Consider the following 26,044-nt stretch of genomic DNA (forward strand, 5'->3'; position numbering starts at 1 on the left):
GGCTGACCAATGAGTCCGAGGGGAGGGGTCGGGGGGCAAACCTTTCGCCCGCGCCGGAAACGAAGCCTCGGCATTCGTGATGCGTTCAGCGGCCAGCACGTCGTCGGCCTCGGCTCTGGCTGCTCGCCGAGCACCGTTCCCTCCCTCTATCGCGTTGCGCGGGTGCGCATGGTGCCGCTTCTATATGCGATGGCGCCCGTCCGATTTGCTGGATCGGCCACGTGGCTGGGTGCCGATAGTCGTCAGGGGACTGTCGATGCTGTCCCGTCAGCGCCGGGCAGCCCATCTGGTGCGCCGATGCCGCGGGTACCGCCCTTACCGGCAGTGGCATTGATCAGGTCAAGGGCAGCGGCGTTGCCGCCGTCGCCACCATCGCCGCCTCTGCCGGTCGCGCCGTTGCCGCCGTTGCCGCCGTCGCCACCGACACCCTTTCCCCCTCCGAAGGCAGTCCCCGTACCGCCGGACCCTCCGTTGCTGCCTGTTAGGCCATTGACACCCGCGCCGCCTGCGCCCCCGTGGGCGTTGCCGGTGCCTGCGGTGATTGCGTCACCCCCGTTGCCGCCGATATTGGTGCCCGTACCGCCCGCACCGCCGATGGCGTTGCCGGGACCGCCGGAGGTGAATGATCCGTCCGTAGCGACGTAGGCATTCCCTCCGTTGCCGCCATTGCCAGCGCTGAAAACGGTGGTGCCGTTACCGCCGGTACCACCGGTGGCGTTGCCCGTTCCGAAGTTGCGTGCCTCACCGCCGGCGCCCGCGACTCTAGCGTTGCCGCCGTTGCCGCCGGTCGCGTCACCAGCACCGGCGGCGTACCCGCTGCCACCCTTCCCGCCGTTAAAGGAGCCGCTGCCGCCGTTTCCTCCGATGGCGTTGCCCGGACCGCCAGAGGTCATTGAGCTGTCTTTAGCGACGAACGCATTTCCGCCATCACCGCCGCCCCTGCCGCCACCGTCACCGCCATTGCCACCCGTGGCATTACCGGTTCCGTAGTTATAGGCATCTCCGCCGTCCGCACCGCCAGTGGCGTTGCCGCCGCGGGCATTTCCGCTGCCGTATGCGATGGCATCCCCCCCGTCGCCGTTAGCGACATTGTTGCCGGTACCGCCGATCCCGCCAGTCGCGGTTCCCTGCCCAAAGGTCGAGCCGGTCCCGCCCATACCACCTGTGCCTCCGCCGGTACCGCCCTGGCCGCCGCCTGCGTTTCCACTGCCATGGGCGTAGGCGGCGCCGCCCTTGCCGCCGACACCCGAGTTCGCACCCCCGACGAGTTCGCCGTTACCCGACCCTCCCGTTCCACCTGATGCGTTCGCGCTTCCGTAGGTATAACCAGCCCCGCCGATACCACCGGTCTTCCCTAGTCCTCCGGCACCGCCAAGGGCGTCTCCGCTTCCGTAGGCGTAGGCGTCGCCCCCGATACCGCCGTAGCCGGGAATGTTCTGGCCGCTGCCAAGGCCGCCAGCTCCGCCGGCACCTCCATAAGCTGTCCCGCCGCCCTGGGTCACCGCCGTGCCGCCGGCCCCTCCGACGCCGCCGATCACACCTCTGCCGCCGGCACCGCCGTTGCCGCCGACAGCGTTGCCGGGTCCAGCCTCGAGGGCCGCACCTCCATCGCCTCCAGTGCCGCCGGTCACCCCCATGCCTCCATCGCCGCCCACACCGCCGGCACCGCTGGTGAACCCGTTGCCGCCGGCGTACCCATTGCCGCCAGTACCTCCGGTTCCACCAACACCGATGGGGCTCGCCCCACCGACTCCACCGGCACCACCGGCGCCACCGGCCCCGGTGGCCCCCACTTGACCGAACGGAGAGCCTAGCCCGCCGCTGCCCCCTCTACCGCCGTCGCCGCCGTTTCCACCAGAACCGGCGCCCGCGCCGACATCGGCCACCCCCACGCCCCCGATGCCACCGGCCCCGCCAACGCCCCCTGCCCCACCGCTGCCGAGCAACCACCCGCCCTTGCCGCCGACACCACCGATACCGCCGTCGCCGCCGCGCATACCTGACGCACCCGTCACGCCCGTGCCGCCCACACCCCCGTTGCCACCATTGCCGAAAAGGCCGGCGTCGCCACCGCGACCGCCCGCCTGACCAGGCGCCCCGGACCCGCCATTGCCGCCATTGCCCCACAGGATTCCACCCGCGCCGCCGTTGGCGCCCGAACCGGGTGCTCCGTTGACACCGTCGCCGATCAGCGGACGGCCCAACAGTGCGTTGGTCGGCGCGTTGATCACGTCGAGAAGGAGTTGCTCGACGCTAGCGGCCTCGGCACCGGCGTACGCCGATGCGCTGCTGTTCAGCGTCTGCAGGAAACGTTCATGAAACGCCGCCGCGTCGATACACAACGACTGATATGCCTGGCCATGCCGAGAAAAAAGCGCGGCGACCGCCTCCGATACTTCATCAGCTGCCGCGGAAACCACCTGGGCTGTGGTGTTTGCAGCAGCTTGGTTTGCGGTGCTCAACGAGGAGCCAATTCTCGATACGTTGGCTGCCGCGGCAGCAAAGGAGTCTGGGAATGCGTAGACGTAGGACATTGAGTTCCCCCCAACTAGACCGGGACGTGTCAGACCACGAGTCGGTCCCTCTTCCTGCGGCGTACGCCGCTTGAATGGCGATACTTGGACACGCGCCCAACCGCGGAATGCTACCCGAATGTCAAACGCATGGGTGAAAGTTACTGCTACTACTCGAGAATTCAAAGGTTCACGTCCACATCGCACTCAATAACCAATGGCCGCCGGTCCATTCGGGCGCAGGTGCATCCCCTCATCCATCCCGATCTCTGAGCCGGACGACGACCTCGACTATGGACGCCACGATGTGTCTCCCATGTCGTGGAGAGGGGTCGGTGAATGACCAGCGGCGTTGGCCAGGTTGATCGCACGTCACGCACCTACCAATGGTGCCTAGCGCGGGAAATAGCCTGGGAGCGAAGGGTTCTCGCTCCGAGCATGTTTGTTGCTGTCAGCGCTGCGATAGCGTCGTTTGTCGGGGCGCGGAGGGGGACCCGACTGGTCCCTCCGGCCAGACTTTCAGTGGACCCAGCCGGGCCGCTCCACACAGCGTCCGACGACGAGTTCTCAAAACGACAGCGTCATGATCGTCGGCGAACGCCAGCTGGTCGGTCGAGCACTCGGTTCATCGTTGCATCTCAGAGGCGTGTTGCCCTGCCAGTGCGATGCGTCCACAATTATCTGCATCGACATGGAGGTGCGCGCAATGCACTGGGCTACCGTAACTAAGTCGCGGACTTGGGTGGCGACGGTCGCGCGAGCGGCCTTATCGTTGACAGTAATTACGGCCGTCCCACTGACTGTGGGGTGGGTCCCGGCGGCGCACGCCGATTCAGTCGAATACTGGACGTCGTTGGTATGACAGCCAGGAACCTATTCTGACCACTTCGGTTCTAACTCGTTCACGCCGAACGCGACCGCGGTTGGTACCTGTTTCGCACGGACGAATGGGGCTAACGTCTTTGCTGCTACGTTCGCAACACAGTCTGCGGCAATGAATGACGTGGGCAATTTGTGGCGCACTTTTGGAGGCGGCGGCACCTTCACATCTGCTCGAACGTCTAACGGCGTCCGGTTGTGTTCTACGCTCCCGGGGATTCAGGGTATGCGCTGAGCCCCCTCCGGAACGACGGCCTGGTGCCTCTCCCCTATCCGGCTGGCCCTGGTGCAATACCAGTACCCATGCGCTGAGTTAACGCAGAACGTTGCGCGCCACAACTCACGGTGCTCCGCATAAGCCCCCGCAACGGCACGGCTCTGCCGGGCGCTCGAGCAGTAATCTGGGGTGCCTCGCCGAACAGGTTTGACGACCCGTCTCGTTCGCCGCGGACGCCGATCACTTAGCCGCCGAAAATGTAGACGACCGCGTCGTTGCCGCCGCGGCACTCAATCCACATGGCGGCGTAAGGGCCGTCCATTCGGCATTGCATGACGAACTTGGTGCCATCGCACTGGGCGTTCGTGCAGTTCGCTTTCGGGCTTTGAACGCTGATTTGCGTCGGGTATTGCCAATCACTGACCGTCGCTAGGTAAGTCTGCCCTACCGCGATGGCAAACCCGCAGGAAGTGTAATGGGGCCCACGGGGAGTGGCGGGCGCCACCAGGTAGGACCTGCCGTTGGCGTAAAGGCTATGCCCACCGCTGCAGGCATAGTCTCCGCTGCCGTCGGCGCCGTGCAGTACGTCTGGCGGAGTGCCCAAGGGAAGCGAGGGACGGGTCGACGGAGTCGATAGGGCAAAGGACGTGGACCCGCCGTAATCTCCGTATCTCGTGGTGGGATATGCATATGAACTCGAGGGCGCTTGCGACCCCGAGTCGGGCCCGCGTTGGCTGCCGATCGCCAGCAGGGCGACGACGAGTATCGCAAGGCCGCCGACGACGGCCAGAATCGAACCCTTAGCCGCAGGCGACATCTGTCCGCTTGTGGTGGGCCTTCCCGCGGTGTTCCGCTGTTGTGGCACTCGGCGGGGCGAAGGTTGGGGTGGGGGCGGGGTTTGGGCGACAGGAGGCGGTTTCGGAGGCGCGGCGGTCTTCTTTCGGTGCTGCGCTTCTTCGATGGCGTGTCCGAGAATGTAGGTCCACGACTCGGGTAGCGGTCGCTTGTGTGTAGGGCGTTCCAGGGTGTCGGTGATGAGGCCACGAAGCACTTTGGGCGCTGCGGCTGGAATGTGTTGAGGCGTCCTGACATCCTGGTCGCCGACAAGCAGTCGCAGCGCGAGTAGGCCGAGTTTGTAGGTGTCGGAGTAGACGGTGGCCGGTTCCTCCCCCGAAGGAATTTCCCAGCCCGGTGTTTCGACTTGTGGTAGGGCCGATACCCCGTTAATCCGCATGGCGTCACAATCGATGAAGTAGATCTTCGCTCGCGGCGCTAGACAGAACAGCAGGTTTTTGGGTGAGATGTCACCGACGCACACGCCGTTACTGTGCAAAAAGGTGAGCCCGGAGGCTACTTCGCGCAGCAGTGTGTAGCGTTGCACGTCATCGATGTCGATGCCTCGTGCCTGCAGGATCGATTCGGCGTTCAGTAAGTGCTGGAATTCGGCGAGGTTTCTCGATACCCCTTTGAGGGTCGTCAGCGGGATGAAGAATTCGTCTGGAATTTCGGGCATAACGAAACCCGTTTGGGCCCCGTTCTCTTCGACGAGCTCGCAGGGCCAGGCCGCGAGTGAGATGAGTCGTTCGCCATCGTCAGACGTCAGAGATTTCTCCACGAGTTCCGGCATTGCAGCCAGGGCACTGAAATCGATCTCGTTGCGAGCCTTGGCCTTGTACTGCTTGTAGACCATGGATGACGTGAATTTGGTCTTGAGGTTCGGCGCTCGGTACACCACCCCCTGGCCACCTTGACCGATCTTGGTCAGTTCGCCCAGTTCGCTGACTTGCTTAACCGCACGCGCCATCGACCCTCCTGTCAGCACCTGGTCGTTGCGGTGACGGTACCGCTGGTGGGGGTCGCTTTGACCACACCGCTACTAAAGTCCTATCGTCGTCAAACATTTCGCGGCTGAAGTCGACGGCGTGGGCGAACTCGATGAGCGAGGGCGGAGATGAGGTGCTCAGCACGGCTCGCAACAGGTTCCCCACTCCGCCTTGCCCGGTACCAAGGGGGTCCCCGATGCCGTCGGTGCCGATGAGTAACACATCGCGGTCGGTGAATTCGACAACTACCGGCGTCAGTTCAGCAGGCAGACGAGGCAATCCGGCCACCGATGAGGTGGTAATGGCGCTGTCTTGCAGGGGTTTTCCACCTAGGAGGTGACGGAATGCTCCCCGCGAAAGTAGCCATGCGCTTGAGTCGCCGACGCCAACAACATAGGCACGCGACCGCCCCGGGTCTAGTGGCTCGATGATCCCGCATACCAAAGTGGTGGCCATTTCTTGCTCAGCGCGCAGAGGGTCAGGTTCGGCGAGCTGCAGAAGGCTTTGTGCCTGCTCGGTGAGTTCCCAGGCGACGTTCTTGAACAGTGTCAGCCAATCGGTCTGTGCGGGATCGTCATTGAGATGTTCCTGTAGCCACCGCGCAGCCTGCTTGATGGCTGCGCTTGCGCCGATGTGTGATTGGCGCGCCCCCGAAATTCCATCTGCGACAAGGATGACGACTCGACCGCCTGATGCGTGGTGGATGGCGAAGTCGTCTTGACGTGGTGCACCGTTGTAGCGGTGTAGGTGTCCTCGTTGGGAGACACCGCGAACGGTGATCGAATCGGTTGACCACCCGTCAATGACCACATCCGGGCGGAACGGGAAGGAACGGTATTGCGCACCAATTGGTTCCGGCTCTGTGCAGGGAGACGGTGGTCCTACCGTGATTTGTGGTATCGCGAGGGGTCCGATGACTTCCGCTACGGTTGCTGCTTCGGATCTCTTGGCGATCGTGAACTGTTGGACCAACGGCGAGTCGACCGGCGTGCTCTGAGTAAGGTCGAGCGGCTGAGTCGGATCGTCGGAGAGTGAGTCGTTCGTTAGCGAATCCTGGTGCGCGGGCTCAACGCGGTGCCGGCCCCGTCGAAAGCGTGCCATGAGCCCTAGACGACGTCGACGGCCAGGGTGAAGCCTTCTGGGCGGTCAAACTGCAGCTCTGCGTTGCCAGCAGCGAACGCCTGTCCCGAGCTGATGACTGATTGCGTCAAGGATGTGAGGAACTCTGACAGTGCGGCACCGGTGTCCACTCCACGCGCCGATTTGAAGGCGTAATGCTGTTTGGTGGCGAGTTGGGCGACGGTGTCTGCATCGGCGTCGCCGATTCCAAAAGCAAGGATGTTCGGCGCCGCGGGTTGTGCTAGCAAGCGTTCCCGGGCTGCGCGCCAGTTATCGCGCGAGTTCGGTTGGCCGTCGGTCAGGAAGAACACCGCGGGCCGATGCACGGTGTATCCGCTGGCCTTCAGGTGGGGAATGTCTACGGATATACGGTACTCGAGCTCTTGGAATGCAGCTGCGTAGGAGGTCAGCCCGTTGGCACCCAGAGACGGCAACCATGTCGTCTCTCGCAGGTCTGCAGCTTCCAGGTGGGTGAAGGCTGTATCGGAGAACCCGATCACCGAGAAGCGCACCCGAGCGGCAGCAAACGGTTGTCTTTGTAGCGCGTCTTGGAGTGTGACGAGTCCCTCGTTCAGTTCGCCGATGTTGTTGCCCATCGATCCCGATTCGTCGGCAACGAAGTAGACGAGCAGGATCGACCCTTTTGGCTCCACTTTCCAACCCCCGTGATGACACGTTGAACGCTTAGCCTGCGGAGGCATTCTCGTGAGTCGCCGGATCCGCTAACCTCGGGTCAGGCTAACACTGAGCCGCGGCTGTGGGGTAGGAATTGGTTTACCCATCCGCCTCGAATGGAGGTCTCTCGTTCACGGCACCGCCCCGGTTGCTGCCTCCGATGGACCTAGCGGCAGCAAACGCCACATACGGCACGGGGGCCCCGTGCGCGTGCAGCGAAGTCGTTGCTCAGCAGGTGTTACCAGCGGGTCGGATGCGCGCTATTCTCCGTTCATCGGGGTGCGGGCCAGGTAGGGAGGGATCTGCGATGACGACGCCGCACTCACCGGGGTGGTACGACGACCCAGATGGCTCAGGCGCTGAACGGTTCTTCGACGGCAATGGTTGGACTCCGCAGCGTCGGCGAAAGTCTTCCTCGCCCACCGGGCGTGGTCCCTCGCCTGACGCGACCGGGCCTCACTCGCCCGGACCGACAGATTCCCAGTCTTCCAGCTATGCCGACAATGACACCTCATTCGGGCAGCCCGCGAGCGGCTACCCTGCCCCCTACCCCGCTGCCTCGGCTGGAAGTGCCGGTTTCCCAGACCAGTACTCAACCGGGTATCCGTACACGGCGTCCCCCGTGGACCCGTACGGTTTCAGCTCGCCAACGAGCGTCCCTTACCCTGCCAGCGGACCTTACGATCCATCCGGGGCCGGTGGCGCTCCTTCTGGCCCGTCGCATTTCTATGGATCCGCCGGCACTCCCGCTGCGCCGGTCTCCTCCGGGGCCTTCGCGGCACCACACCAGCCAGGTCGACCGCCGCGGCTTTGGGCCGGGATCGCGCAGGGCGCTGACCGAGTGGTGGGACTGGTCACCGCGGCGTGCGGCGCCGCCTTGGTCATTGCTTCGTTCCTGCCGTGGGGCCGGGTAAGTGCGGCCGGCAGATTCGATGACGGTCTGTACGGTTCGAGAACCTTAGCGTTTCCCGGCCTTGGAAAACCGAGCATGACAGTCAGAATTTCTGGCGACGGAACGTCGATGAGTGGCAAAATCGAGACCCCCGAACTAAATGCGCTACAAAATACTAATCCCGGCTGGATTGCGCTCCTAATGGGCATCATCGCGATTCTCGCGGGGATCGCCTACCTGTGACGGCGCTCATTGAAAATGCTCAGTTCTGCTCGCCGAAAGTGCTCACCTGTGTGGCTCCGCCGATGAGGGCGGGCCTCCCTCGATGCTGGTGGTCTCTGACCACGCACCAGCTCTTTGAAGGAGACCCGCTTTCTCATGCTCACATGGGAGGACGACTTGGAGATACACGCCCTGCGTAAACGAGGCTGGTCGATCTCGGCCATTGCCCGGCATACGAAGAAGAACCGCAGAACGGTCCGTAACTATCTGAACGGTGTCACCACTCCCGGGGTGCGCAAGCCCGGCACCACCGATGCGTTCGAGCCGTTCGTGGAGTACGTGACCGCGCGGCTGGCCGAGGATCCGCATCTGTGGGCGCGCACGTTGTGCGACGAACTCGAGGACCTCGGTTATGGACTGTCGTATTCGACGCTGACACGGCAGATCCGGCTACGCAACCTGCGCCCGGCCTGTCCGGACTGCGCGCATGCCACAGACCGCGCCAACGCGGTGATCGCGCACCCGCCCGGGGCTGAAACACAATGGGACTGGCTGGATCTGCCGAATCCACCCGCATCGTGGGGGTGGGGTGCGATGGCGCATCTATTGGTCGGATCCCTGGCTCACTCGAGTCGGTGGCGGGCAGTGCTGGCGCCGGCAATGACCCAACCGCATCTGGTGGACTGCCTGGACCGGGTGTCGCGCACGCTCGGCGGGCTGACCCATACCTGGCGCTTCGACCGGATGGCCACCGTGTGTGACCCCGGTTCTGGTCGGGTCACCGCGTCGTTCGCCGGAGTAGCCAAGCACTACGGCATAACCGTCGCTATCTGTCCACCACGGCGCGGCAACCGCAAAGGTGTGGTGGAGAAAGCCAATCACACAGCAGCCCAACGGTGGTGGCGCACATTGCCCGATGACATCACCGTCGAGCAGGCACAGCAGAGCCTCGATGAATTCTGCCGGGTTCGTGCTGATGCCCGGTGGCGGGCCACCGCTGCCGGCAAGGTCACGGTGGCCACCCTCGCAGCTACCGAACCCTTAGCGCCACTCCCAGAATCGCCATACCCGCTGATCCTGCGCGAGGACCGCACGGTGTCACGTCAGGCGATGGTGTCCTACCGCGGCAACCGCTACTCAGTGCCCCCGGAGTTGGCATCAGCGACGGTCAGTGTCACCCACGTACTGGGCTCGGCGGTCATCGACATCGTCACCTCCGCCCAGATCACCATTGCCCGCCATCGGCTGGCCGCCGATGGTGCCGGGGTCATGGTCCGCGACCACGGCCACGTCGTGGCACTGGATCAACTCGCGATGGCCACCGCCGCCATCGGCGGCCGATCCCATCGCCGCAAGGAGCGCATCCCACCCGGGGCGGCTTCCCGGTCGGCGGCCCAAGCACTGCGCATCAACGCATCTCACATCAACCAAATCCAAACAGTGGACACGGCGAACTCCCCGACGACGGTGATCGATCTGTCCACCTATGAACGCGCCGCCCGCGGAAGGAACACCCTGCCATGACCGCCCGACCCACCACCGCCGACCCGGTGCCTGCACCCAACACTGCCGCCCAAGCCAGTCTCTACCAACGTCTGCGCGGCCACCTGGCGGTACTCAAGCTGCACGACGCCGCCGAAGCGCTGCCCTCCGTCCTGGACCGCGCTCAAGCCGACGGCACGTCGATGACGGCGGCCCTGGAGGAACTACTCGCCATCGAAGTCCAGGCCACCGAAGCCCGCCGACTGGCCGGCCGGTTGCGGTTCGCCTGCCTGCCCACCCCGGCCTCGCTGGAGGACTTCGACTACGACGCCGCCCCCGGACTGGACCGCAAACTCATCGCCGAACTAGGTACCTGCCGTTACCTGGAGACCGCCACCAACGTGCTGCTGATCGGGCCACCAGGTGTCGGCAAAACCCATCTGTCGGTCGGATTAGCCAGGGCTGCAGCCCATGCCGGCTACCGCACTTACTTCACCACCGCCGCCAACCTCGCCGCCCGCTGCCACCGCGCCGCGATCGAGGGACGCTGGGCCACCACCATGCGGTTCTACGCCGGGCCCACCATCCTGGTCATCGACGAACTGGGCTACCTCCCGCTGCCCGGTGAAGCCGCCTCCGCGCTGTTCCAGGTTGTCGCGCAACGCTATATGAAGACGTCGATCGTCATCACCACCAACCGCGGCGTCGGCGAATGGGGCGAAATCCTCGGCGACACCACCGTCGCCGCGGCCATGCTCGACCGCCTCCTGCACCGCTCGGTAGTCCTCAACCTCGACGGCGACTCCTACCGCCTGCGAGACCACCACGCCCGAGCTGAGAACCTCCGCAAAGCAACCACCGGAACCCGACAACCACTACAGTGAACCCAGCTCACAGGTGAGCACATTCACCGATCAACACTGAGCACTTTCGATGAGCCTCGTCACCTGTGGGTGAGGCAACGCATGCTGATAGCTGTTGCGGTGGCGGTTCTCGGCGGAGTCACAGGGTTGATTTGCACCAGCCACATCGTTGATGTGGCGGGGACCTTCGGCGATCCGCCCGGCCTAGCGCACAACGATTTTTCGCCAGGAGTGGGCTTGATCGGCGCTTGTGTGTTGTCGTTGGTTTTGACAGGGGCTGCAATGTTCGCCGCGTTTATCCAGGGGCGGGCACAGGCGAGCAATCCAAGTTTTGGCCCGCCGGGCCCTAGCTATTGACGTCCCGGCGCCCAATTCAGGTGCTGCACTCCCCGGTGGGCAACTGTGCACGGTGAGCGAATAGCCAACTGGCGACGTCGCTGAGTTCCTCGGTACCTTGGGCCAGGGATCCCGACGCAGGCTCAACAGCCATCGAGACGGCAGTCATCCCCCCGGGTGTGGGTATCACGCCTATCTGTCTGACGAGGTATTCGCCTGTTGGTTTCGGCCCCCAACCACCTTTGAAGCGGGCTCCTGAAATGTTGCCGAGGCCCCAGCTCTGATCCGGAGTAATGCGCCCCATCAACGCGAAGATCGCGCCGTTCCGGGTATCACACACTGCAGAAGATATGAACCGAGTTTGCGCGGTCAGAGACCAGATAGTCTGGCCGAATGCAGTAAACGGCGGTCGGACTCTGCGGGATTGAACTTCGGTCTGATCCCCAGTTTCACGAAGGACTGCCTCGACTTTTTGTGCAGCGACCGACGGTTCGCCGAGGCTGCTCCACAACGATTCAGCTGCCGCGTTGTCCGAGTCGGTGATCGCCGCGACCATGTTCTGGCTTACTTCCGTTTGGTTTGTTTCCCGCAGCACGGCGATGGCTAAAGGCACTTTGATCGTCGACCAGGCCTGCCCTGCTGGCCAATCGCCGAGGACCCTGGCTCTTGCATCTGCCCCCACGGCGCTGATCGCGATCGCTACCTTGCCGCGCATCCTTTCTCGCAATTGGCCGAAGTCGGCTTCCAGAGTGTCGGTGGAGGCGGGGGCGGATGCTTGCGGGACCGGCGTCGGTTGCGGCGCCAAGGCGCCACCGGGTGATGTCGTGGCCGACTGTGCGACGCGGTCACCGCCATGACCTTTCGTTGCATCGGTTGCTACCGCGAAGTAGCCAGCCATGACAACGACACCGGCACTTAGGCTTGCTAAAACCACGCGGTGATGGGGGATCGGGAAGTGCCTGCCGGCAGCGGTGTCATCGCGATGGCGTCCGCCGCGTTGCTGCTTCTGCGCCGATCGATCAGGCATGGCACTGATTGCCGTCTTTGGCCACGCAGCAGTCTGACACGGCGGGAATGTAAGAAAGCACCGTCTTCATAACGTAGGCACGTCAGTTCTGGCCACCTCATCGAGTAGATCCCGTGTCTTGGGGAGCCCAACGTCGAGTCGAAGCCGCCATGGGCCGTCGATGCGTGAGAAAACGAGAAGCGCTCCGGTGTCATTCAGATCCGCCCGCAGACGAACTTGGTCTGGATCGCCGGCCTCAATCCACCAACCCAGCCGTGGCACCACCCTGAGTTGGTGTGGGTCGTCTTCGGGACGGGCAAACCAACGCATCGCCATAAGGTAACGCGGCGAGCTATAGAAGCACTAAGCCCCCGATCACGAGCACCGCGCCTACGATCCCGATGAACCGTCTGATGCTCACGGTTGGGAGGTACCAGATGGACTGACCGACAAACGTGTAGCGATTCGGTATTTGCACCAAGTCTTCGTTGACGCGACGAAGAATGGTTGCCTACGGCGGTTGCCTTGCCTTCAATGGCGTGTAAGCCACGGGCGTGCAGTTCTAGAACTGCCAACAGTTGGCGGCGCACGGCAGACTTGCTAGTTAAGGTCGGTGTACTTAGGGGAGTTAGCTATGACATCCATTGGAAGAGCTGGAGTCACCGGGGCCGCGTTGTTGGTGGTCGCGTGGGTTATCGCAGCACCGACCGCACAGGCGAACGAGTATTCCTGCGCTAACGCTGCCGCGGCAAACGGCTACGTCAACGAGAACAAGTTCCTCTGGCAGATTGAGCAGGACTGCAAGGTCGCATATGCCATCGCCTACCCAGGCGGCATTAATACGCAAGCTGAGGCCGCCGCCGCTGTAGCCGCTGCAAAGCAGTATTTGCGTTCACTCGGGTACGACGCCGCGACGGTAGAACAGATGGACATCGCTGGGCACGGGGTGTAATCCGCCGCGTTCGAAGTGCCTTTGGCCGCTTAAGCGGGAATTGTGACCGCTCCGAGGTCGGGTAGATCGGGTGACAGGGATTGCTACACCTGATTTACGACCCAATTACCGTCCTTCCAGTAAATTTCCACCATGTAATGATCAACACCACCGCCGAGACCGGCGGGACGGTAGTGGCTAGCGGTTCCGTGTCCGAGCGGCATCCACCGATTTTCCGCGTTCGACCAATATGAGACGTCATCCCAGGTGATGTTCTCCACAGTCAGCTCGCAGGTGACTTGCACATGATCAGGGTAGTCAAGCGATGTTGCGTAGTAATTGGATTCGATGGTCGGCGTCCACGCGCATGCCATCGCTGGCGGGGATGAGTACCGGACCGTCATTGATGCTGAAATCAAGCACAGCCCAGCTGCGCCTAGACGTGTTCCGAGTTTCGGCACGGCTAGTTCATATCCCATGTACTCCGATCAATCAGTTGGGATCAGGGCATCGAAATGGCCCGCCACACCGACATCACCGCTGACCTGGGCGTCCCAGTCTGCTTCTGCGACTCACGCTCTCCCTGGCAGCGCGGCAGCAACGAGAACGCGAACGGACCACTTCACCGCTCCGCCAGTACTTTCCGAAAGGCACCAGCCTTGCCACCTACACACTCAAGCACCTGCGCGCTGTCGAACACGAGATCAACAACCTGCCCCGCCACGCCCTCCAAGACCGCAGTCCCGCCGAACTTTTCACCGCGCTGCTAACCTCGGCAGACCTCCGACTGTTGCGACGTTGATTAGAAGCCACCTTGCCGACAGCTGGTCAGTTTTCGGTTGCCGTTGACAGTCTTCGCGGTCACGTCGCCGCTTAGGTGTCTTGAAGGGAAGTGCGTGTGTGGTGCTGTGCCGCACTCGGGTATTCTCGCGGCGATTTTCAACCCAGGGGTACGGCTGAGGTGCGCTGATGCACTCAGGCGGTTAGAGCTTCCTCGGGTAGTGGTGTAGCCAGTAGGTCGGCCACGGTGGACTCGAACAGCGCTGCGACGTTGACACCACGCAGTTGCGCGAGTCGGGTCAACCGCGCGTGTTCTTCTGGACGAAGGCGCAGGCCTACCATCTTCGTTCGCTGCCGGGTCTCGGTGCCCTTGCGCCGGGCCCGGTGTTCGGTTTGTGTTGTCACCACAGTTCCCCTCGACAACGCTGCGCTTACCTTCTCCCAGGCCTACCGGTGGGTCCCAGCGGCCGATGTCTTTAGTTTAGCCCATTGATGTCACTAATTTGCGACATGACAGGCACATCGAGTCGTCGATCCGCGCTAGAATGCCGCTAATTAGTAGCATTATGCACCTAATGCCGTCACGGGAGGAGGCAGGCTCTCCACGGGCGGGTCGAGGTTGATGAGCGAGATGAAGCAGGCGCCACCGGGTGTGGAGACCACACCGACGGGTCCGCACGTGTTGCTGCAAGAGGCAGCGGCACGTCTGGGTAAGGACCCGCGCACCGTGGTGCGGGCGATCAAGGCCGGCCAGTTGCGTGGTGGCGCGATCCCGCGTCCTGAGCGGCTGCGGTGGTACGTGTACACCGACGCACTTCCACCTCAGCCCACCCCCTCCCCCACCGCAGCCTCGAGCACGGGGCTCAGCGACTTGCGGGCGCAGCTGGTGACCCAGGTGGAGGTCAATAGGCTGTTGATCGCGGCGCAGCAGGAGATGTTGGCGGCCGAGAGCAGCGCTGACCGTTATCGGGCCGCGGCCCAACACTATTTGGACGCACTGGCGCAGTTCGTGACGCCTGGGCATCTGGGCGAATTGGCTGATCGCCTGTAATTGCGCGTCGCAGATGGGTTGAGTTGTACGACGAGGGGTGCTGTTTTACGCCTTGAGCAGATTCAGGAGCCGGTCGACGCCGTCTGTGCCGAGATATTCCCGCAGCGCGTCAGCTAGCAGGTTGGGTTGACTGTCGAACTTCGACAGTGCGGTGGTGATTGCGCGCGACCGGGATGGGGCTGGTGTGGGCGGGTCTCCGGTGGGTTTGTCGTTGGAGTGCTGCTTGTCTTGAGCGGCGCGCCAGCGGGCGACTTGCTGTTCTAGAGGGACTCGGGCGAGTGAGCGGGCCTCGCGGATTGCCAGTTCGCCGCGTCGTAGGGCAGTTTGCAGTTCGGGGGCCAGTTTAAGTAGGGCGCGTCGTTGCGAGACCCAACCTTCGGTGCGGTGAAGGCGTTGGCCGGCGACGTCGGCCCGTCCACACTCGGCGACGAGGGCCTCGACTGCGCGGGCTTCCTCGATGACGTCGAAGTCTTGCCTGTCAACGTTTTCGGTGATCGCGGCGGAGATGAGGGTGACGCGGTCACGGGCAATGGTGTCGTTAACGACTACGTCGAGGTCGGTGCGGCCGTATTTGTGTGCTGCGGCCAGCCGGCGGCAGCCGTTGACGACGACATAGCGGGTGGTGATCTCGTCGTCGGGGTACAGGGCCCGGTAGGCATTGGCAGTGACGACGACTGCGGGTTGCAGTTGCATATCGGCGATCGAGGCAAGGTCGGCGAGGTCACCGAGATCTTCCCGGGGATTCCGCGGATTAGGGGTCAGCTGGGCCAGCGGGGCGCTGCGTGCTGGCCCGACCTCTGGCTGCTGGTCCACCGGTGAGTTGTCGCCGACATCGGCGGCCAGTGCCGCCAGGCTGGTTCGCTTGCCGCGGGCTGCCATTAGTCCCCTCCCCCGATGTTGAGTTCCAGTGCGAAGCGGTAGAAGTCTTCACGCGCTTGCAGCGCGACGCGGTTGGTTGGGTATTCGGTGACGACCTGTCCGTCGGCGCTGGCTCGGGCGTGCAGTTTGTAGTGGCGGATGACAGTGTGGGCCAGGGGCCACTTGTTGAGTCGAACGAATTCCTTGGTTTCGTTGAGATCGTGGACGCCGTCTCGAGGATCCCAGTTGTTGATCACGACGGTGTAGGGCAATCCGCGTGGTTTGACGACTTTGTTGATGGTGCGGGCTGTGGGATCGAAGGACAGCGGTTCGGTCTCGATCGGGATGATGACCCGGTCGGCGAGGTCCAGGACGGTGCGTAGCGCGTCGGCAGCGGGTCCGCGGCCGAGTGGATCACTGGTGGCAGCGCCGGCGTCGAGGTCGATCCACCCTGGGGTATCGACATAGACGTGTTTGATGGTGGGCAGCTCCTTTAGCCGCGCCAGACCGGCAAGGTCATCGTGGGCTTGGACGATGTGGAATGGCAGATCGTCGATCCGCGACGCCCACCACACGGCAGAACCCTGCGGGTCTACTGAGATCGCGGCCACCGGAGATGTGGCGTCGGGGTCGTCGTGATCATTGCAGACGTCGGCGGTCACGGCAGCCAGGTTGACTGCGATGGTGCTCTTGCCGACGCCGCCTTTCTGATTGAGAACGACGTGCACAGCCATAGAAGGCCTTCCGTATGCTTCCCCCGCACGGCGGAGTACTTCGGATGGGATGGAGCTTGATGCTAGCGGGCGCCAACCTTCTTGCGCTGCGGTGACACACCGGCTGTGTCGTGGGTCTCATCAGCCCCATGCCAGCAACCGTTTGCTGCTTTACCGCGGTAAAGTACCCGAATTCGGCACCATGAGGGGCTATCAGCTCGTTTCGAAACTCGTTTCTGACGCTCGCGTTTTGCTAGATACCGGATTTCACGATAAGCGCGAGCATTTATGAGTCGTTGCACACTGCGTGCGCGAATCTCCCAACCAGGATGCAACAACCTCACAGGCACAACTGTCACGCAATCAGCGCGTCGCGGAGCCGCCGCGTCACATACTCACCAGGAGATCGGATGACTCCGTGACACCAACACACCATCACTGAATCATCGAAACAGCAGGTGACGGCATCGCCGGGCGACCTGGCGATCAGTCACCCGGTCGCGGCAGCACACCGTCACTCAATCACCGGGTCACCGGGTCACCTGACGATCACATCACCAGATCGCCGCAACACACCGTCACCTGATCACCTAATCACCAGGAGATCGCGTGACGATGTGGCGACAACACACCGTCACCTGATCACCTAATCACCCAATCACCAGGAGATCGCGTGACGACGTGGCGGCAACACACCATCACCTGATAACCCAATCACCCAATCACCAGGAGATCGCGTGACTACGTGGCCGCAACACAGTGTCACGACGTCACCAAATCACTACATCGCTGGAGCACCCGGTGATGATGTCACCTGATCGCGCCAACACGCCGTCACCGCATCGCAGGGACACTGCATCACCTCGTGTTCTAATCACCTTGTGACTATTGGGACCTAAGGGGATAAAGTGAAAGCTGATGTAATCGCGGTCGCAAACCACAAAGGTGGCGTGGGGAAATCCTTTACCGCGGTGAGTCTTGCTGCGGGATTGGCCCAAGGCGGCTGGCGCACCCTGTTGGTGGATTGCGACGCGCAGGCCAATGCGACGTCGATGTTCGATCCGGACGACGACGTCGACCTGGACCTTTATGACCTGATCGCCGACCAGGCTCCGGTCGCACGGGTGATCCGCAAGACACGAATCGCGAACCTCGAGATCATCCCCTCTACATTGGCCGTCGCGAAGCTCGATCAACAGCTGGTCATGATGCACAGGCGCGAGTACCAAATGGCGATGCGGCTAGAGCCGGTCTACGAGGACTACGACGCCATCGTGATGGACCTTTCACCCAATCTGGGTCAGCTAGTCATTTCTGCTCTGAATGCTGCTGACTGGATGATCGTGCCTACCGACGCCAGTAAGTGGGGGAGGCGCGGCGTCCACATGTTCATGGAGTGGGCCGGATCGCTACGCGCGCACCAGGTGCTTTCCGCTGAGCTGCTTGGAGTCTTACTGACCAAATACGAGCCGAATACGGTCATCAGCCGGGACACCCTTGCTGCATTGAAAGACGACGGTTTGCCGTTGTTTGAGACGTTGATCCCGAAACGCACGGCGGCGGAGCGGATGGTTACCGGCTGTTATGTCCTCGGGGACGTTGAAGCCGACCCCGACCTCGCACAGGCGTACGCAGCATTCACCGTCGATGTGATGAAACGGGTCAATGAGGGTCGTCGTAACCGAGGGAGGCACTATGGGTAAGAACGTCGCTGACGTCGTCGTCGGCATGTTGTCAGACGTGGGATCGGCGACCCGGCCCCCCGCCCGGGCGACCGACCCTGGGACGGCGCCGGCCTCGAAGGCCGAGACCCCCGCTCCTGCGACTCCGCAATCGCCCGAGCCGTCCGACGCGCCGCCGGCGCAGGTTCAAGCTGCTGACCCCGCAAAGGCGGCGTCAATCTCCCCAGCCTCATCATCGCCCTTGTCACGTTCAGATCGCCAGGGCGAGCCCGGCGCTCCGCGAACGCTGCGTTTGCGACCCGAAACCGCGGGAGAATTGCGGGCGGCGTGGTTGTCGGCCAAGCGTGAAGACGTCTTGTTGACAGCACAGGATTTCGCCTCCGATCTCGTCGAGGAAGCTCTACGACTTCGTCGTCGACGTCAGCGGGTAGGCAGCTCAGCCTGACAGATCGGGCAAACGCCACGCGGCGCCGACGGACGCTCTCGCCTGTGTACCCAGCAGCGTTGATGGGGCGGTTGAACGCTTTACCGCGGTAAAGCGGCTAACACCTACCCGCGCATCATCCGGACACGACAAAAGCTGAATCTGCGGTTGACGCCTGTCAGCGCAGTCCGCTGCTGGCCAGAGGGACTGGAGTGGCGCCGAGGATCTCGGCCAGCAAGCTCAAGGCTCGTTCCTCGTCGGTTTGGGGCGGCCCAGTCGCCAGGACTGCGCTGAGGTACTCATGACGGTGCGGGTCACAGGGTTCTGCGGTCACGATGTCGGGGACCGCCAGATCGTCCGGTGGCGGTAGGTTGCGCGAGTTCTCCCGCAGGGTCAACCAGGTGTTCCATACTGCCCGTTCACGCTGGTGTCGCTCGATACGCTGGGCACGGTACTGCGCCAAGTGATGGGCCGAAGCGATGTCGTCCAGACTGGTAGGGCCCGGTCCCACGCGGCCACGGCTGCGCACGATGAGGCCCGCTGTGGCCAATGCGGCCAGACTTACATAGCCGGTGGTGGCGGAGATGTGGGCGGCGGCGAAGACGTCTTTCACCTCGGTCAGTCCGCGGTGTACGACGAGGTCATAGACGCGGCGGTGACGGTGTCCTACGACGCGCCATGCGCTATGTACGTCTTCTATGCGGGTCGAGGCGATGACGCATCGCCGGGATTCAACGGGGTTCTGCGTGGTCAGCGCGTAGTAGTCAGGTTGGCGTCCTTGAGCTACCCGCGTGCGCACCAGTGGTGAGCCAGGACGATCGCGGGTGTCCCGCAGGAACTGCCAGACGGTGGTTTCGCTGAGCAGTCCTGTGGCGATCGACAGAGACCGTCCTCCTACGCCGACGAGGGGCACTCCGTTGACGACGGCTCCGGATCGCAGGGCGTGGACAGCTAGGGCTTGGTAGACCGCTGGTCCTATCCAGCGGTAGCGGTGCTGGGGGAATTCCTGTTCGATCCAGGCGGTCGCGTTCGCTAGCCAGCGGCGGTGGAGCTCGGGTCCATGCCCGCCCCCCCGTGTGTGTCTTTGATCTTGTGCGTGGACTGGTCGGAAAAAGTGGCTGTTGGCGGCGGCCCATTTCAGAGCTTTGTCAACGTCGCGTTGCAGTGCCGCGTGGGCGTTGTGGTGGTAGCGGGCGTAGGCGCGGGCCAGGCCGTCGTGCCATGGGCGGCCCGGGGTCATGAGGGCTGTGATGGTGGCTAGGGAATGGCCGTGGAGCACGGCATGCGCGAGCACTGACTGGCGGGCTTCTGAGTGGCTGGGCCAGCTGTGGTCGGTTGGGAGTTTTCCGGTGGTGGCGTAGAGAGTGATACGGGCGGGCATGTCGCCGGTTCGGACATATCGGGGATCTAGCCGGACGTGGGGTCCGGTTCCGATGAGTGTGGTCGGCGGTGGGGAGGGTGGGTTGGTGGCGTGCTCGGGGCGGTTGAGTGCGCCGAGCAGGACGTGGAGCCGGGGGAGTAGGGCTGGATGTGAGCGGCGAGTTAAGGCGTCCTGGGCGGCGGTGAGGGATCCGTCGAGTTGGCGGTGTCCGCCTTGTCGGCATGGCGATCCGGGTACCGTGATGCAACCGGTCTTCGGATTGGTCATCGGGGTCTTGTCCAGGGTGGGTAACCGGGATTCCAGGAGTCGCATCAGTGGGGCGAGTTCCTCGGCGCTGGCGCTGGTTCCGAGTGCCAGCGGGACCAGGATGTGGCGGCCGCCGCTGCGGGAGCGGTCGGTGACGGCTACTCCTCCGCATTCGGTGATCCACGTCAGGGCGCGAGCGAAATCTGTGTCAACGGCGCGCTGACCGTGGCGCTTGGTGTCGAAGTCCAGGGCCAGGATTTGGGTGCGCCCTCGCAAGTAGAGGTATGCGGCGGCGGGCACGCGGGGCAGCCGGCTGCTGAGATTGGTGGTTCGGTCGAACTTGTCGGTGTCGGGGTTCCATGTGCGCAGCAGGGGGCGGGCCGCGATGAGGTGGGCCAGCGCTTTCCAGGTAGTGGTGGGGTCGGTACTGGTTGTCGCGGCGGACACTAGGCGATACCGCTGCTGTGCGGGTTCGGGCAGGGGTAGAGGTGACCGCGGGTGTCGAGGTAGACCCAGTGATGCTGGCGCCAGAGCATGGGCGCGCCGCTTGCGGTGCTGCGCGGGTCAACTAGGTAGCCGAGGTCCAAAGCTGTGGGAACCTCGGTGTGTTCGATCAGGTCAATGCAGTTCCTGCAGCCGGCAATCGCCTCTGCGGGACTACCGAGCGTGGTGGTGGAAGGGCGGCGGCGGCGCAGGAAGATCGCGGATTGTTGGTAGGTGCAGCCGGCGGCGAAGATCTCGCAGTGGCCGCTGGCGCGGGCGGTGATGACCGCCGCGATCTGCGGGTCCGGAAGTTGGGTGTGGAGTCGGCCGACCAGTTGGCGGCGTGATCGTGGGCGGGTCGACGGCGGGGCGAGGGGCGAGGCGGCCGAACTGTGAGCCGCGGGGGCTTGGTGTGCTGCTGGGTTAGCGGAGCTGGTGCGGCCGAGGAGATGTTGTTTGGCCTCGAGATCGCCTTCAATCCAGACGCCGGCCCACATCCCGTAGTTGGGTCGGTTGCGCAGCGCGGTGGCAGCGCAGTCGCCGAGCTGGGGGCAGCGCAGGCATTGTCGGCGGGTTCTGAGCTGCTGGTGGGGGTCAAACCAGTCGCTGGGGCGTTTCGCGCAGGGTGGGGACAGCGAGGGAGTGTCAGTCTTGAGGTTCACGAAGGCGTCCTCTATCGTGAAACCGGCCTGGCTAGGCGTGGTTTCTGTTGTCAGAGGCCATATCCGGAGTCGGTAGCTCCGGTGGCAGGTATCCCCGTTTCGGCGGGGATTTCTGCGTTGTGGGCCGGTGTGGAGTTGTGGTGTCGGCTCGCCGCCGTCGAGGCGGGTCTGTGGGGGTTCCGGGCTCCTCGTGGCTGGTGGTGTCTGTGTCCTTGGTGGGACCAGAGTGACATAAGTGCGCGGTTGAACCGCGCAGACACGCCGCGCGGTTCAACCGCGCAACGTTGCAGCCTTGTCCGTGCCATCGGCGGATATCTGCCAAGCAACCTTCATCACCCGGTAGCGATCTGCAGCGCGGTCCCACCCAGCGCGCACGCCGAGATATCCCTGTCCTGCCATCTCGCCCCGGAGCAGTGGTTTCGGTCTGCCGAAGCGCTGGTGCCGGAGATGGCGAGGCTGTCTTGATCGCAGCATCCGAGTATTTCGCGACGACTGTCGCGCAGCGCCATTTCCGCCGGTAGCGTCTCTGCCTATGGCACATATGCCCACGTCAACGGCTACTGAGGGGTGACTGTTGACCGTCGATGCAACCTCGGACTTCGCCGGATTCCTATTGGGACCTGTGCTGCACGCGGCCGTGAAGGGTATCGCTGACCTCTTCACTGATGATCAGCCGCACTCCGGTGGGCAGTCACCGCAAGAGGCGTTGCTACAGGCTCTTAATGCGGCGAACGCGCCCGGAGTTGTTACCCAACCGGACGGGTCCTCGGCGCTGCGCGATGCTGCCGAGCGGGCCGCCGACGCTTACCAGCGGGCCGGGGGTGCCGCAGCGGCGACTGATGCCAAAGTGGCGGCACTGCTGAAGAAGTATCTCGCTACCAACGAGGCAACGCGGATGGAAGTCACCGCCATTGTCAAGGAGATCCAGTCGCGGGAAGAGCAGTTGAAGAAGAATCCAGCGGTGCTCAACGATCCCTTGGCGATGAAGGCATTTGGGGAGTTTTTAGATGAGCGATTGGGCAGGATTCAACAGGCGATGGAGCGCGCCAAGGTGGACAACGCCCACCAGGCGGAGCTCATTGATGTTCTCGCCGATGAGTACCAGGCGACCGCCGCCACTGCCGAGCAGCACACCCCGAAAGATGGCGGCAGCAAAACGGACACGCCAGTTGATGGGGGGTCGGGTGGAACGGACGCCGGCGGAGGGGGGGCAGGGCCGGGCGCAGGTGGGGGAGGTGGTCTGACTGACCCGTTGGCTGGGATGGGTGTGCCTGGCGGTCTGGGTGGACTGGGCGATCCGATGTCGATGCTCGGGCCGGCCTTGGCGGGCATGAGTTCGATCCCGGGTTCGCTGGGCGGGTTGGCGAGCTCGCTGCCGGCTGCCGCGATGGGGATGGCGCCGCTGGCTGGTCAGATGGCCGGTGCGGGTGTGGGGGACGGTTTCAAGGATGAGGCCCCACGTGAGGGCGCGAAGTCGACAGATTTTGACGATGGCCACGGCAAGGATTCGGCGGGCAAGCCTGCTGAAGCTGCTGGTGAGGAAAGGGGCAGCAAGGACAAGAATCCGGAGGCCTCAGTTACCCCGGCTGCGACAACGGCGGCGTTATCTGGGGCTGTACCTGCCACCGCTGGCGGTGACCCGTCTTTGGTCGTGCAGATGCCTGACGGTTCGCCGGTGACCACCACATCGGCACAGCATGCAGCCGCTGTGCGTGCGGTGGTGAATGGGACGTCGGTTACTGACGCGTGGAAAGGATCTCACGTCTCGTTGCCGCCGCCGGGCACCCCGGTCACCGAGCCTGCTGACCCGAGCCACTTGTTGCCGGGCACGGTTGCTCAGTTCAAGACTCGCGAGCCAGTGATGTTCATGGGAAACGGGAAGATTTGGCTGGACGGCCAGCTGCAGCCGCAGAGCGCATTGCCAACGACGGACTTTTTAGGTTGGGTTGACCCGGCTCAACAGGCCGGTACAGCAACCGCGGCAGCGCCCGCCCCGCGGGCGACAGGTACGTAATTGGTAAGTGCGGGTGAAGGAGCAAACAGGGCTGATGGCCGACAGCGAGGAACAGATTGTGTCCGAGCCTCTGGTCATCGAGTGCTCGCGGGACGGCGCAGTATTGGTCGAGGTTGGTTGCTCCGGTGAACAGGTGCGTGTGCAGTTGGAGCCCGAAGCCCTGGCGTGGCCGATGGAGGTTCTCGCCGATCGGATCGTGCGGCTGTATCGCGTTGCGATGATGCGAGCTCGTGCCGATCATTGGCTCTCTGAGAATTACGGGCTGATGGGGATTCCCAGATCCAACGCTTGGCCGACGCATGCCGAGGTTGACGAATTCCGTCGGTCTGCCATCGATTTCTGAGGTTACGACGATGCGTAACGCCATTTCGCATGGTTGGCTAGCAAACAATAGGTTCAAATTGGGGAAGGTGGAAACGCGGTGGCTGCAGAGGTGAGACTCGACGTCGGAGAGTGGCACGACCATGCACAGTGGTGGGAAGCCGAGGGGCCGCGAATTCGCGAGGAACTCAGCGTCACGCCCACGACTTTGAGCGAGGCCCGGTCAATGTTCGGCAGAATCGGCTCCTCGACGGTAGGGGCAGCGCTGCAGGAACTGTTGCAAGCTCGTGCGGCGGCCGGACATGCTCTGGGTCGCCACTGCGAAGGCGTCGGTCAACAGATCCGTGCCAGTCTGGCCTCCTACACCGAGTCTGAGGAAGCCAGCCAGCGAACACTTCGCACGTAGTTGGCTGAATCGCTACGGGCCGACCCCGCCGCCCTTCGGGCCGCGGGGTCACGGGCGCACGCAGCGGGCAGTAGCGCCTCCCCGGGCTCCGATCACGTGCAGCCGTGCGCTCCCGACGTTGTTTCTGTCGGTGCCAGCACACGGTTCGGGGTTAACCTCGCACTTGCCCGTCAGTACACGAGTGTGGCGACCCGGATGGCGCGGCAGTTCGGGGTGTTGCTGGAGGCTGGGGCCGATGCCTATGACGAGCAGGAGACGGCATCGGCAGCGACGTTGGGCGCGGGCGGGCTGTCGGGTCCCGGCGGCGGGGTTTCTCGACCAGCCGCGGTGCAAGACGAGGCGGCGTTGCTCGGCGGGGGTCAGCCACCGCCGTCGGCGGCAGCCGGCGAAGTTCCCGCGTCGCCGCGCGACATCGCCCGGCTGATTGATAGTGGCCGCACGGGTCCTGGTCCGCAGACTTGGCAGACCGTTGCCGATAGCCTGCGGGGAGAGTCGGAGCGGCTTGAGCGGGCGGCCGAGCAGTTGGCCGCCGCGATCGCCACGGCGCAGCAGGGGTGGGATTCGGCTGCAGCTGATGCGGCCGTGAGCCAGATGCGTTCGCTGCAGACCTGGTTTGAAGGCCACGCGCAGTACCTGAGCATCCTTTCAGCCACCGCGAGTGGGCATGTCGAGGCGTTCCGAACGGCTGCGGCGGAGATCCCGAAGTTGTCGGCGGTCACTGCCGCAGAGCGCGAATTGCGGGCCGCCAACGACGCGAATACCCGCAGCGGCGGGCGGTTGCAGCCGGCAGTGACTCGTTCTCAGGTGCGGTTGAGCGCGTTGTATTCGCAGTCGGCCAATGGGTTCAAGAACTACACGTTCTCTGCGGGGGTTACCTCGACCTCTCCGCCACCCGCCCCGCCTTCTTGGGAACCAGCACAGCACGCTGATCCTGCCGTGCACGGCCCAAGCGATGACCTCGTGACGCATAAGACCGATGCAGCACCAACCGATGCCCCGCAGGAGTCTGTTGATGCGGCCAGGGGGGCGGGTGAGGATTCACTCAAGCCAGGCGCGAGCTGGCCGCCAAGCGCGCTGGACCCGGATGTCGACCTCTCCGGGTCGGTGGATACCGCTGGTACGGCGCCATCATTGCTGCCGGCAATGGTCGGAACCGCGCTAGGTGGAGTTGGCGGCGCACTGGGCGGACTCAGCGGTTTGGGAAGCACGCCCATGCAGGCGATGCCGTCATCCATGATGAGCGGTCTTAGCGGCCCGTCCGGTGGTGCACCGCAGCAGGGTGGCGGGGGCGGACCTGAGCAGCCGGCACCGGCGCCTGCTGGGGGAGGCCATGACGCCGCACCGGACAGCGGTGGGGGGGAACCGGGGGACACAGAACCTGCCGGCGCGCAGGGATCGTTAAGTGCGCCTCCGGTCTTGGCGTCTCCTGCTGTGGAGGCTGCCCCGATGACTGCGGCCCCGGCCGCCAATGTGCCGGCGGCTTCTGCTTCCAATGCAGGGACTCCGATGGGCGCCATGGCGCCCCCGATGATCGGCGGCGCAGGCCGCGGTGGCAGCGGGGCTGACAATAAGCAGCTGTATAAGGACCGAGAACTGAAGGTGACGGTTCCACCGAATAGCGAGCCGGTGAAGGGCCGACGGGAAGCGCGTGGAACAAAAGATGGAGCTGGGAAATGACGGGAATGACCGACGACGAATACGTCGACATCGTCACATCCGGGTTGAGAGAAGCGAAGTCATGGACGGCGCAGTTCAACGACGCCATGCAGCGCGCTGCCCAGCAGGAGTCTGACAACGAGGTAGTGGCCGCGGCGTTCGACGCGGATGGTTACTTGCGGGATTTGTTCATTGACCCCATCGCCCCAGCGCAGTACACCCATGTTGAGCTTGAGGAGCTGATCAGCGCCGAGTTGCGGGACGGGAGTATCAAGCAGCGTGAGGCGATGCGCAAGGTGTGGGACCGCTTTTTCGGCTCCGATGCACCGTGGAGTGAGATCCAAGCGATCGCTGAAGATCTCGAGACCCCTTAACCCTGAGGCATTTCATGCAGGGTCATCACGTGGTG

21 protein-coding genes and 2 pseudogenes are annotated in these 26,044 nt (G+C 63.7%); 13 read left to right on the forward strand and 10 right to left on the reverse strand.

Annotation, left to right across the window (positions count from 1 at the left end):
* Positions 1-242: 242 nt before the first annotated feature.
* The 4 genes from QXK92_RS31195 to QXK92_RS31210 all read right to left on the reverse strand — a co-directional run bounded on the left by QXK92_RS31195 (position 243) and on the right by QXK92_RS31210 (position 7,252).
* Entirely contained in the window at positions 243-2,534 is a 2,292-nt protein-coding gene (locus QXK92_RS31195; protein WP_306248300.1) for a PE family protein, read from the reverse strand.
* A gap of 1,319 nt (positions 2,535-3,853) precedes the next feature.
* The gene (locus tag QXK92_RS31200; protein WP_055577297.1) at positions 3,854-5,413 is read right to left on the reverse strand and encodes a protein kinase family protein; all 1,560 of its coding nucleotides are present in this window, start codon (positions 5,411-5,413) and stop codon (positions 3,854-3,856) included.
* On the reverse strand, positions 5,397-6,533 hold the full coding sequence (locus QXK92_RS31205) for a PP2C family serine/threonine-protein phosphatase (RefSeq protein ID WP_082658480.1): 1,137 nt from the start codon (positions 6,531-6,533) through the stop codon (positions 5,397-5,399). Before QXK92_RS31205 ends, QXK92_RS31200 begins: the two co-directional genes overlap by 17 nt.
* Positions 6,534-6,538: 5 nt before the next feature.
* Positions 6,539-7,252: a VWA domain-containing protein gene (locus QXK92_RS31210; RefSeq protein ID WP_306248303.1), complete on the reverse strand. Its 714-nt coding sequence runs from the start codon at positions 7,250-7,252 to the stop codon at positions 6,539-6,541.
* A gap of 281 nt (positions 7,253-7,533) precedes the next feature.
* Between QXK92_RS31210 and QXK92_RS34245 the strand changes: the two are divergent.
* The 4 genes and pseudogenes from QXK92_RS34245 to istB all read left to right on the forward strand — a co-directional run.
* Positions 7,534-7,635: pseudogene (locus QXK92_RS34245) on the forward strand (DUF2510 domain-containing protein); the annotation flags it as partial.
* Between the two features lie 432 nt (positions 7,636-8,067).
* Positions 8,068-8,361, forward strand: a complete 294-nt coding sequence (locus tag QXK92_RS31215) for a hypothetical protein (RefSeq protein WP_306248304.1) — start codon at positions 8,068-8,070, stop codon at positions 8,359-8,361.
* A 135-nt stretch (positions 8,362-8,496) separates the two neighbouring features.
* Positions 8,497-9,864 carry an IS21 family transposase gene (locus QXK92_RS31220; protein WP_306248273.1) on the forward strand — a complete coding sequence of 456 codons (1,368 nt, stop codon included), beginning with the start codon at positions 8,497-8,499 and terminating at the stop codon, positions 9,862-9,864.
* Positions 9,861-10,706: an IS21-like element helper ATPase IstB gene (gene istB / locus QXK92_RS31225; RefSeq protein ID WP_306248306.1), complete on the forward strand. Its 846-nt coding sequence runs from the start codon at positions 9,861-9,863 to the stop codon at positions 10,704-10,706. Before QXK92_RS31220 ends, istB begins: the two co-directional genes overlap by 4 nt.
* 352 nt (positions 10,707-11,058) lie before the next feature.
* Here istB and QXK92_RS31230 read toward each other — a convergent pair whose 3' ends face one another.
* Positions 11,059-12,048, reverse strand: a complete 990-nt coding sequence (locus QXK92_RS31230) for a hypothetical protein (protein WP_306248308.1) — start codon at positions 12,046-12,048, stop codon at positions 11,059-11,061.
* Positions 12,049-12,661: 613 nt separating this feature from the next.
* Between QXK92_RS31230 and QXK92_RS31235 the strand changes: the two genes are divergently transcribed.
* The gene (locus QXK92_RS31235) at positions 12,662-12,979 is read left to right on the forward strand and encodes a hypothetical protein (RefSeq protein WP_156452552.1); all 318 of its coding nucleotides are present in this window, start codon (positions 12,662-12,664) and stop codon (positions 12,977-12,979) included.
* 458 nt (positions 12,980-13,437) lie between these two features.
* Positions 13,438-13,760 (forward strand): annotated as a pseudogene (locus QXK92_RS31240) (IS30 family transposase); the annotation flags it as partial.
* Between the two features lie 173 nt (positions 13,761-13,933).
* On the opposite strand, the gene QXK92_RS31245 reads toward QXK92_RS31240, so the two are convergent.
* On the reverse strand, positions 13,934-14,143 hold the full coding sequence (locus tag QXK92_RS31245) for a hypothetical protein (RefSeq protein WP_156452401.1): 210 nt from the start codon (positions 14,141-14,143) through the stop codon (positions 13,934-13,936).
* A 217-nt stretch (positions 14,144-14,360) separates the two neighbouring features.
* Here QXK92_RS31245 and QXK92_RS31250 point away from each other — a divergent pair, with 217 nt between their 5' ends.
* Positions 14,361-14,789, forward strand: coding sequence for a hypothetical protein (locus tag QXK92_RS31250; protein WP_055577251.1), 429 nt, complete (start codon positions 14,361-14,363; stop codon positions 14,787-14,789).
* A gap of 45 nt (positions 14,790-14,834) precedes the next feature.
* Here QXK92_RS31250 and QXK92_RS31255 read toward each other — a convergent pair whose 3' ends face one another.
* Positions 14,835-15,668 (reverse strand): ParB N-terminal domain-containing protein, encoded by an 834-nt coding sequence (locus QXK92_RS31255; RefSeq protein ID WP_306248311.1) that lies wholly within the window; start codon positions 15,666-15,668, stop codon positions 14,835-14,837.
* Positions 15,668-16,381, reverse strand: coding sequence for a ParA family protein (locus QXK92_RS31260; RefSeq protein ID WP_055577249.1), 714 nt, complete (start codon positions 16,379-16,381; stop codon positions 15,668-15,670). Before QXK92_RS31260 ends, QXK92_RS31255 begins: the two co-directional genes overlap by 1 nt.
* 887 nt (positions 16,382-17,268) lie before the next feature.
* On the opposite strand from QXK92_RS31260, the gene QXK92_RS31265 reads away from it, so the two are divergent.
* On the forward strand, positions 17,269-18,063 hold the full coding sequence (locus QXK92_RS31265; RefSeq protein ID WP_055577248.1) for a ParA family protein: 795 nt from the start codon (positions 17,269-17,271) through the stop codon (positions 18,061-18,063).
* A gap of 581 nt (positions 18,064-18,644) precedes the next feature.
* On the opposite strand, the gene QXK92_RS31270 is transcribed toward QXK92_RS31265, so the two are convergent.
* The gene (locus tag QXK92_RS31270; RefSeq protein ID WP_205878889.1) at positions 18,645-20,540 is read right to left on the reverse strand and encodes a hypothetical protein; all 1,896 of its coding nucleotides are present in this window, start codon (positions 20,538-20,540) and stop codon (positions 18,645-18,647) included.
* Complete coding sequence (locus tag QXK92_RS31275) at positions 20,540-21,238, reverse strand: WhiB family transcriptional regulator (RefSeq protein ID WP_197419788.1); 699 nt, start codon at positions 21,236-21,238, stop codon at positions 20,540-20,542. The genes QXK92_RS31270 and QXK92_RS31275 overlap by 1 nt, the downstream gene beginning before the upstream one ends.
* 847 nt (positions 21,239-22,085) lie before the next feature.
* Between QXK92_RS31275 and QXK92_RS31280 the strand changes: the two genes are divergently transcribed.
* The 5 genes from QXK92_RS31280 (at position 22,086) to QXK92_RS31300 (ending at position 26,009) form a co-directional block, all read left to right on the forward strand.
* A complete protein-coding gene (locus QXK92_RS31280; RefSeq protein WP_306248316.1) occupies positions 22,086-23,252 on the forward strand; it encodes a hypothetical protein in 1,167 nt (388 codons plus the stop codon).
* A 34-nt stretch (positions 23,253-23,286) separates the two neighbouring features.
* Positions 23,287-23,595 carry a hypothetical protein gene (locus tag QXK92_RS31285; RefSeq protein ID WP_055576776.1) on the forward strand — a complete coding sequence of 103 codons (309 nt, stop codon included), beginning with the start codon at positions 23,287-23,289 and terminating at the stop codon, positions 23,593-23,595.
* Between the two features lie 78 nt (positions 23,596-23,673).
* A complete protein-coding gene (locus QXK92_RS31290) occupies positions 23,674-23,979 on the forward strand; it encodes a hypothetical protein (RefSeq protein ID WP_156452328.1) in 306 nt (101 codons plus the stop codon).
* On the forward strand, positions 23,980-25,656 hold the full coding sequence (locus QXK92_RS31295) for a PE family protein (RefSeq protein ID WP_156452327.1): 1,677 nt from the start codon (positions 23,980-23,982) through the stop codon (positions 25,654-25,656).
* On the forward strand, positions 25,653-26,009 hold the full coding sequence (locus QXK92_RS31300) for a hypothetical protein (protein WP_055576775.1): 357 nt from the start codon (positions 25,653-25,655) through the stop codon (positions 26,007-26,009). The genes QXK92_RS31295 and QXK92_RS31300 overlap by 4 nt, the downstream gene beginning before the upstream one ends.
* Positions 26,010-26,044 lie beyond the last annotated feature (35 nt).

It is taken from the genome of Mycobacterium sp. TY815, assembly GCF_030755135.1.
Taxonomy (GTDB): Bacteria; Actinomycetota; Actinomycetes; order Mycobacteriales; family Mycobacteriaceae; genus Mycobacterium.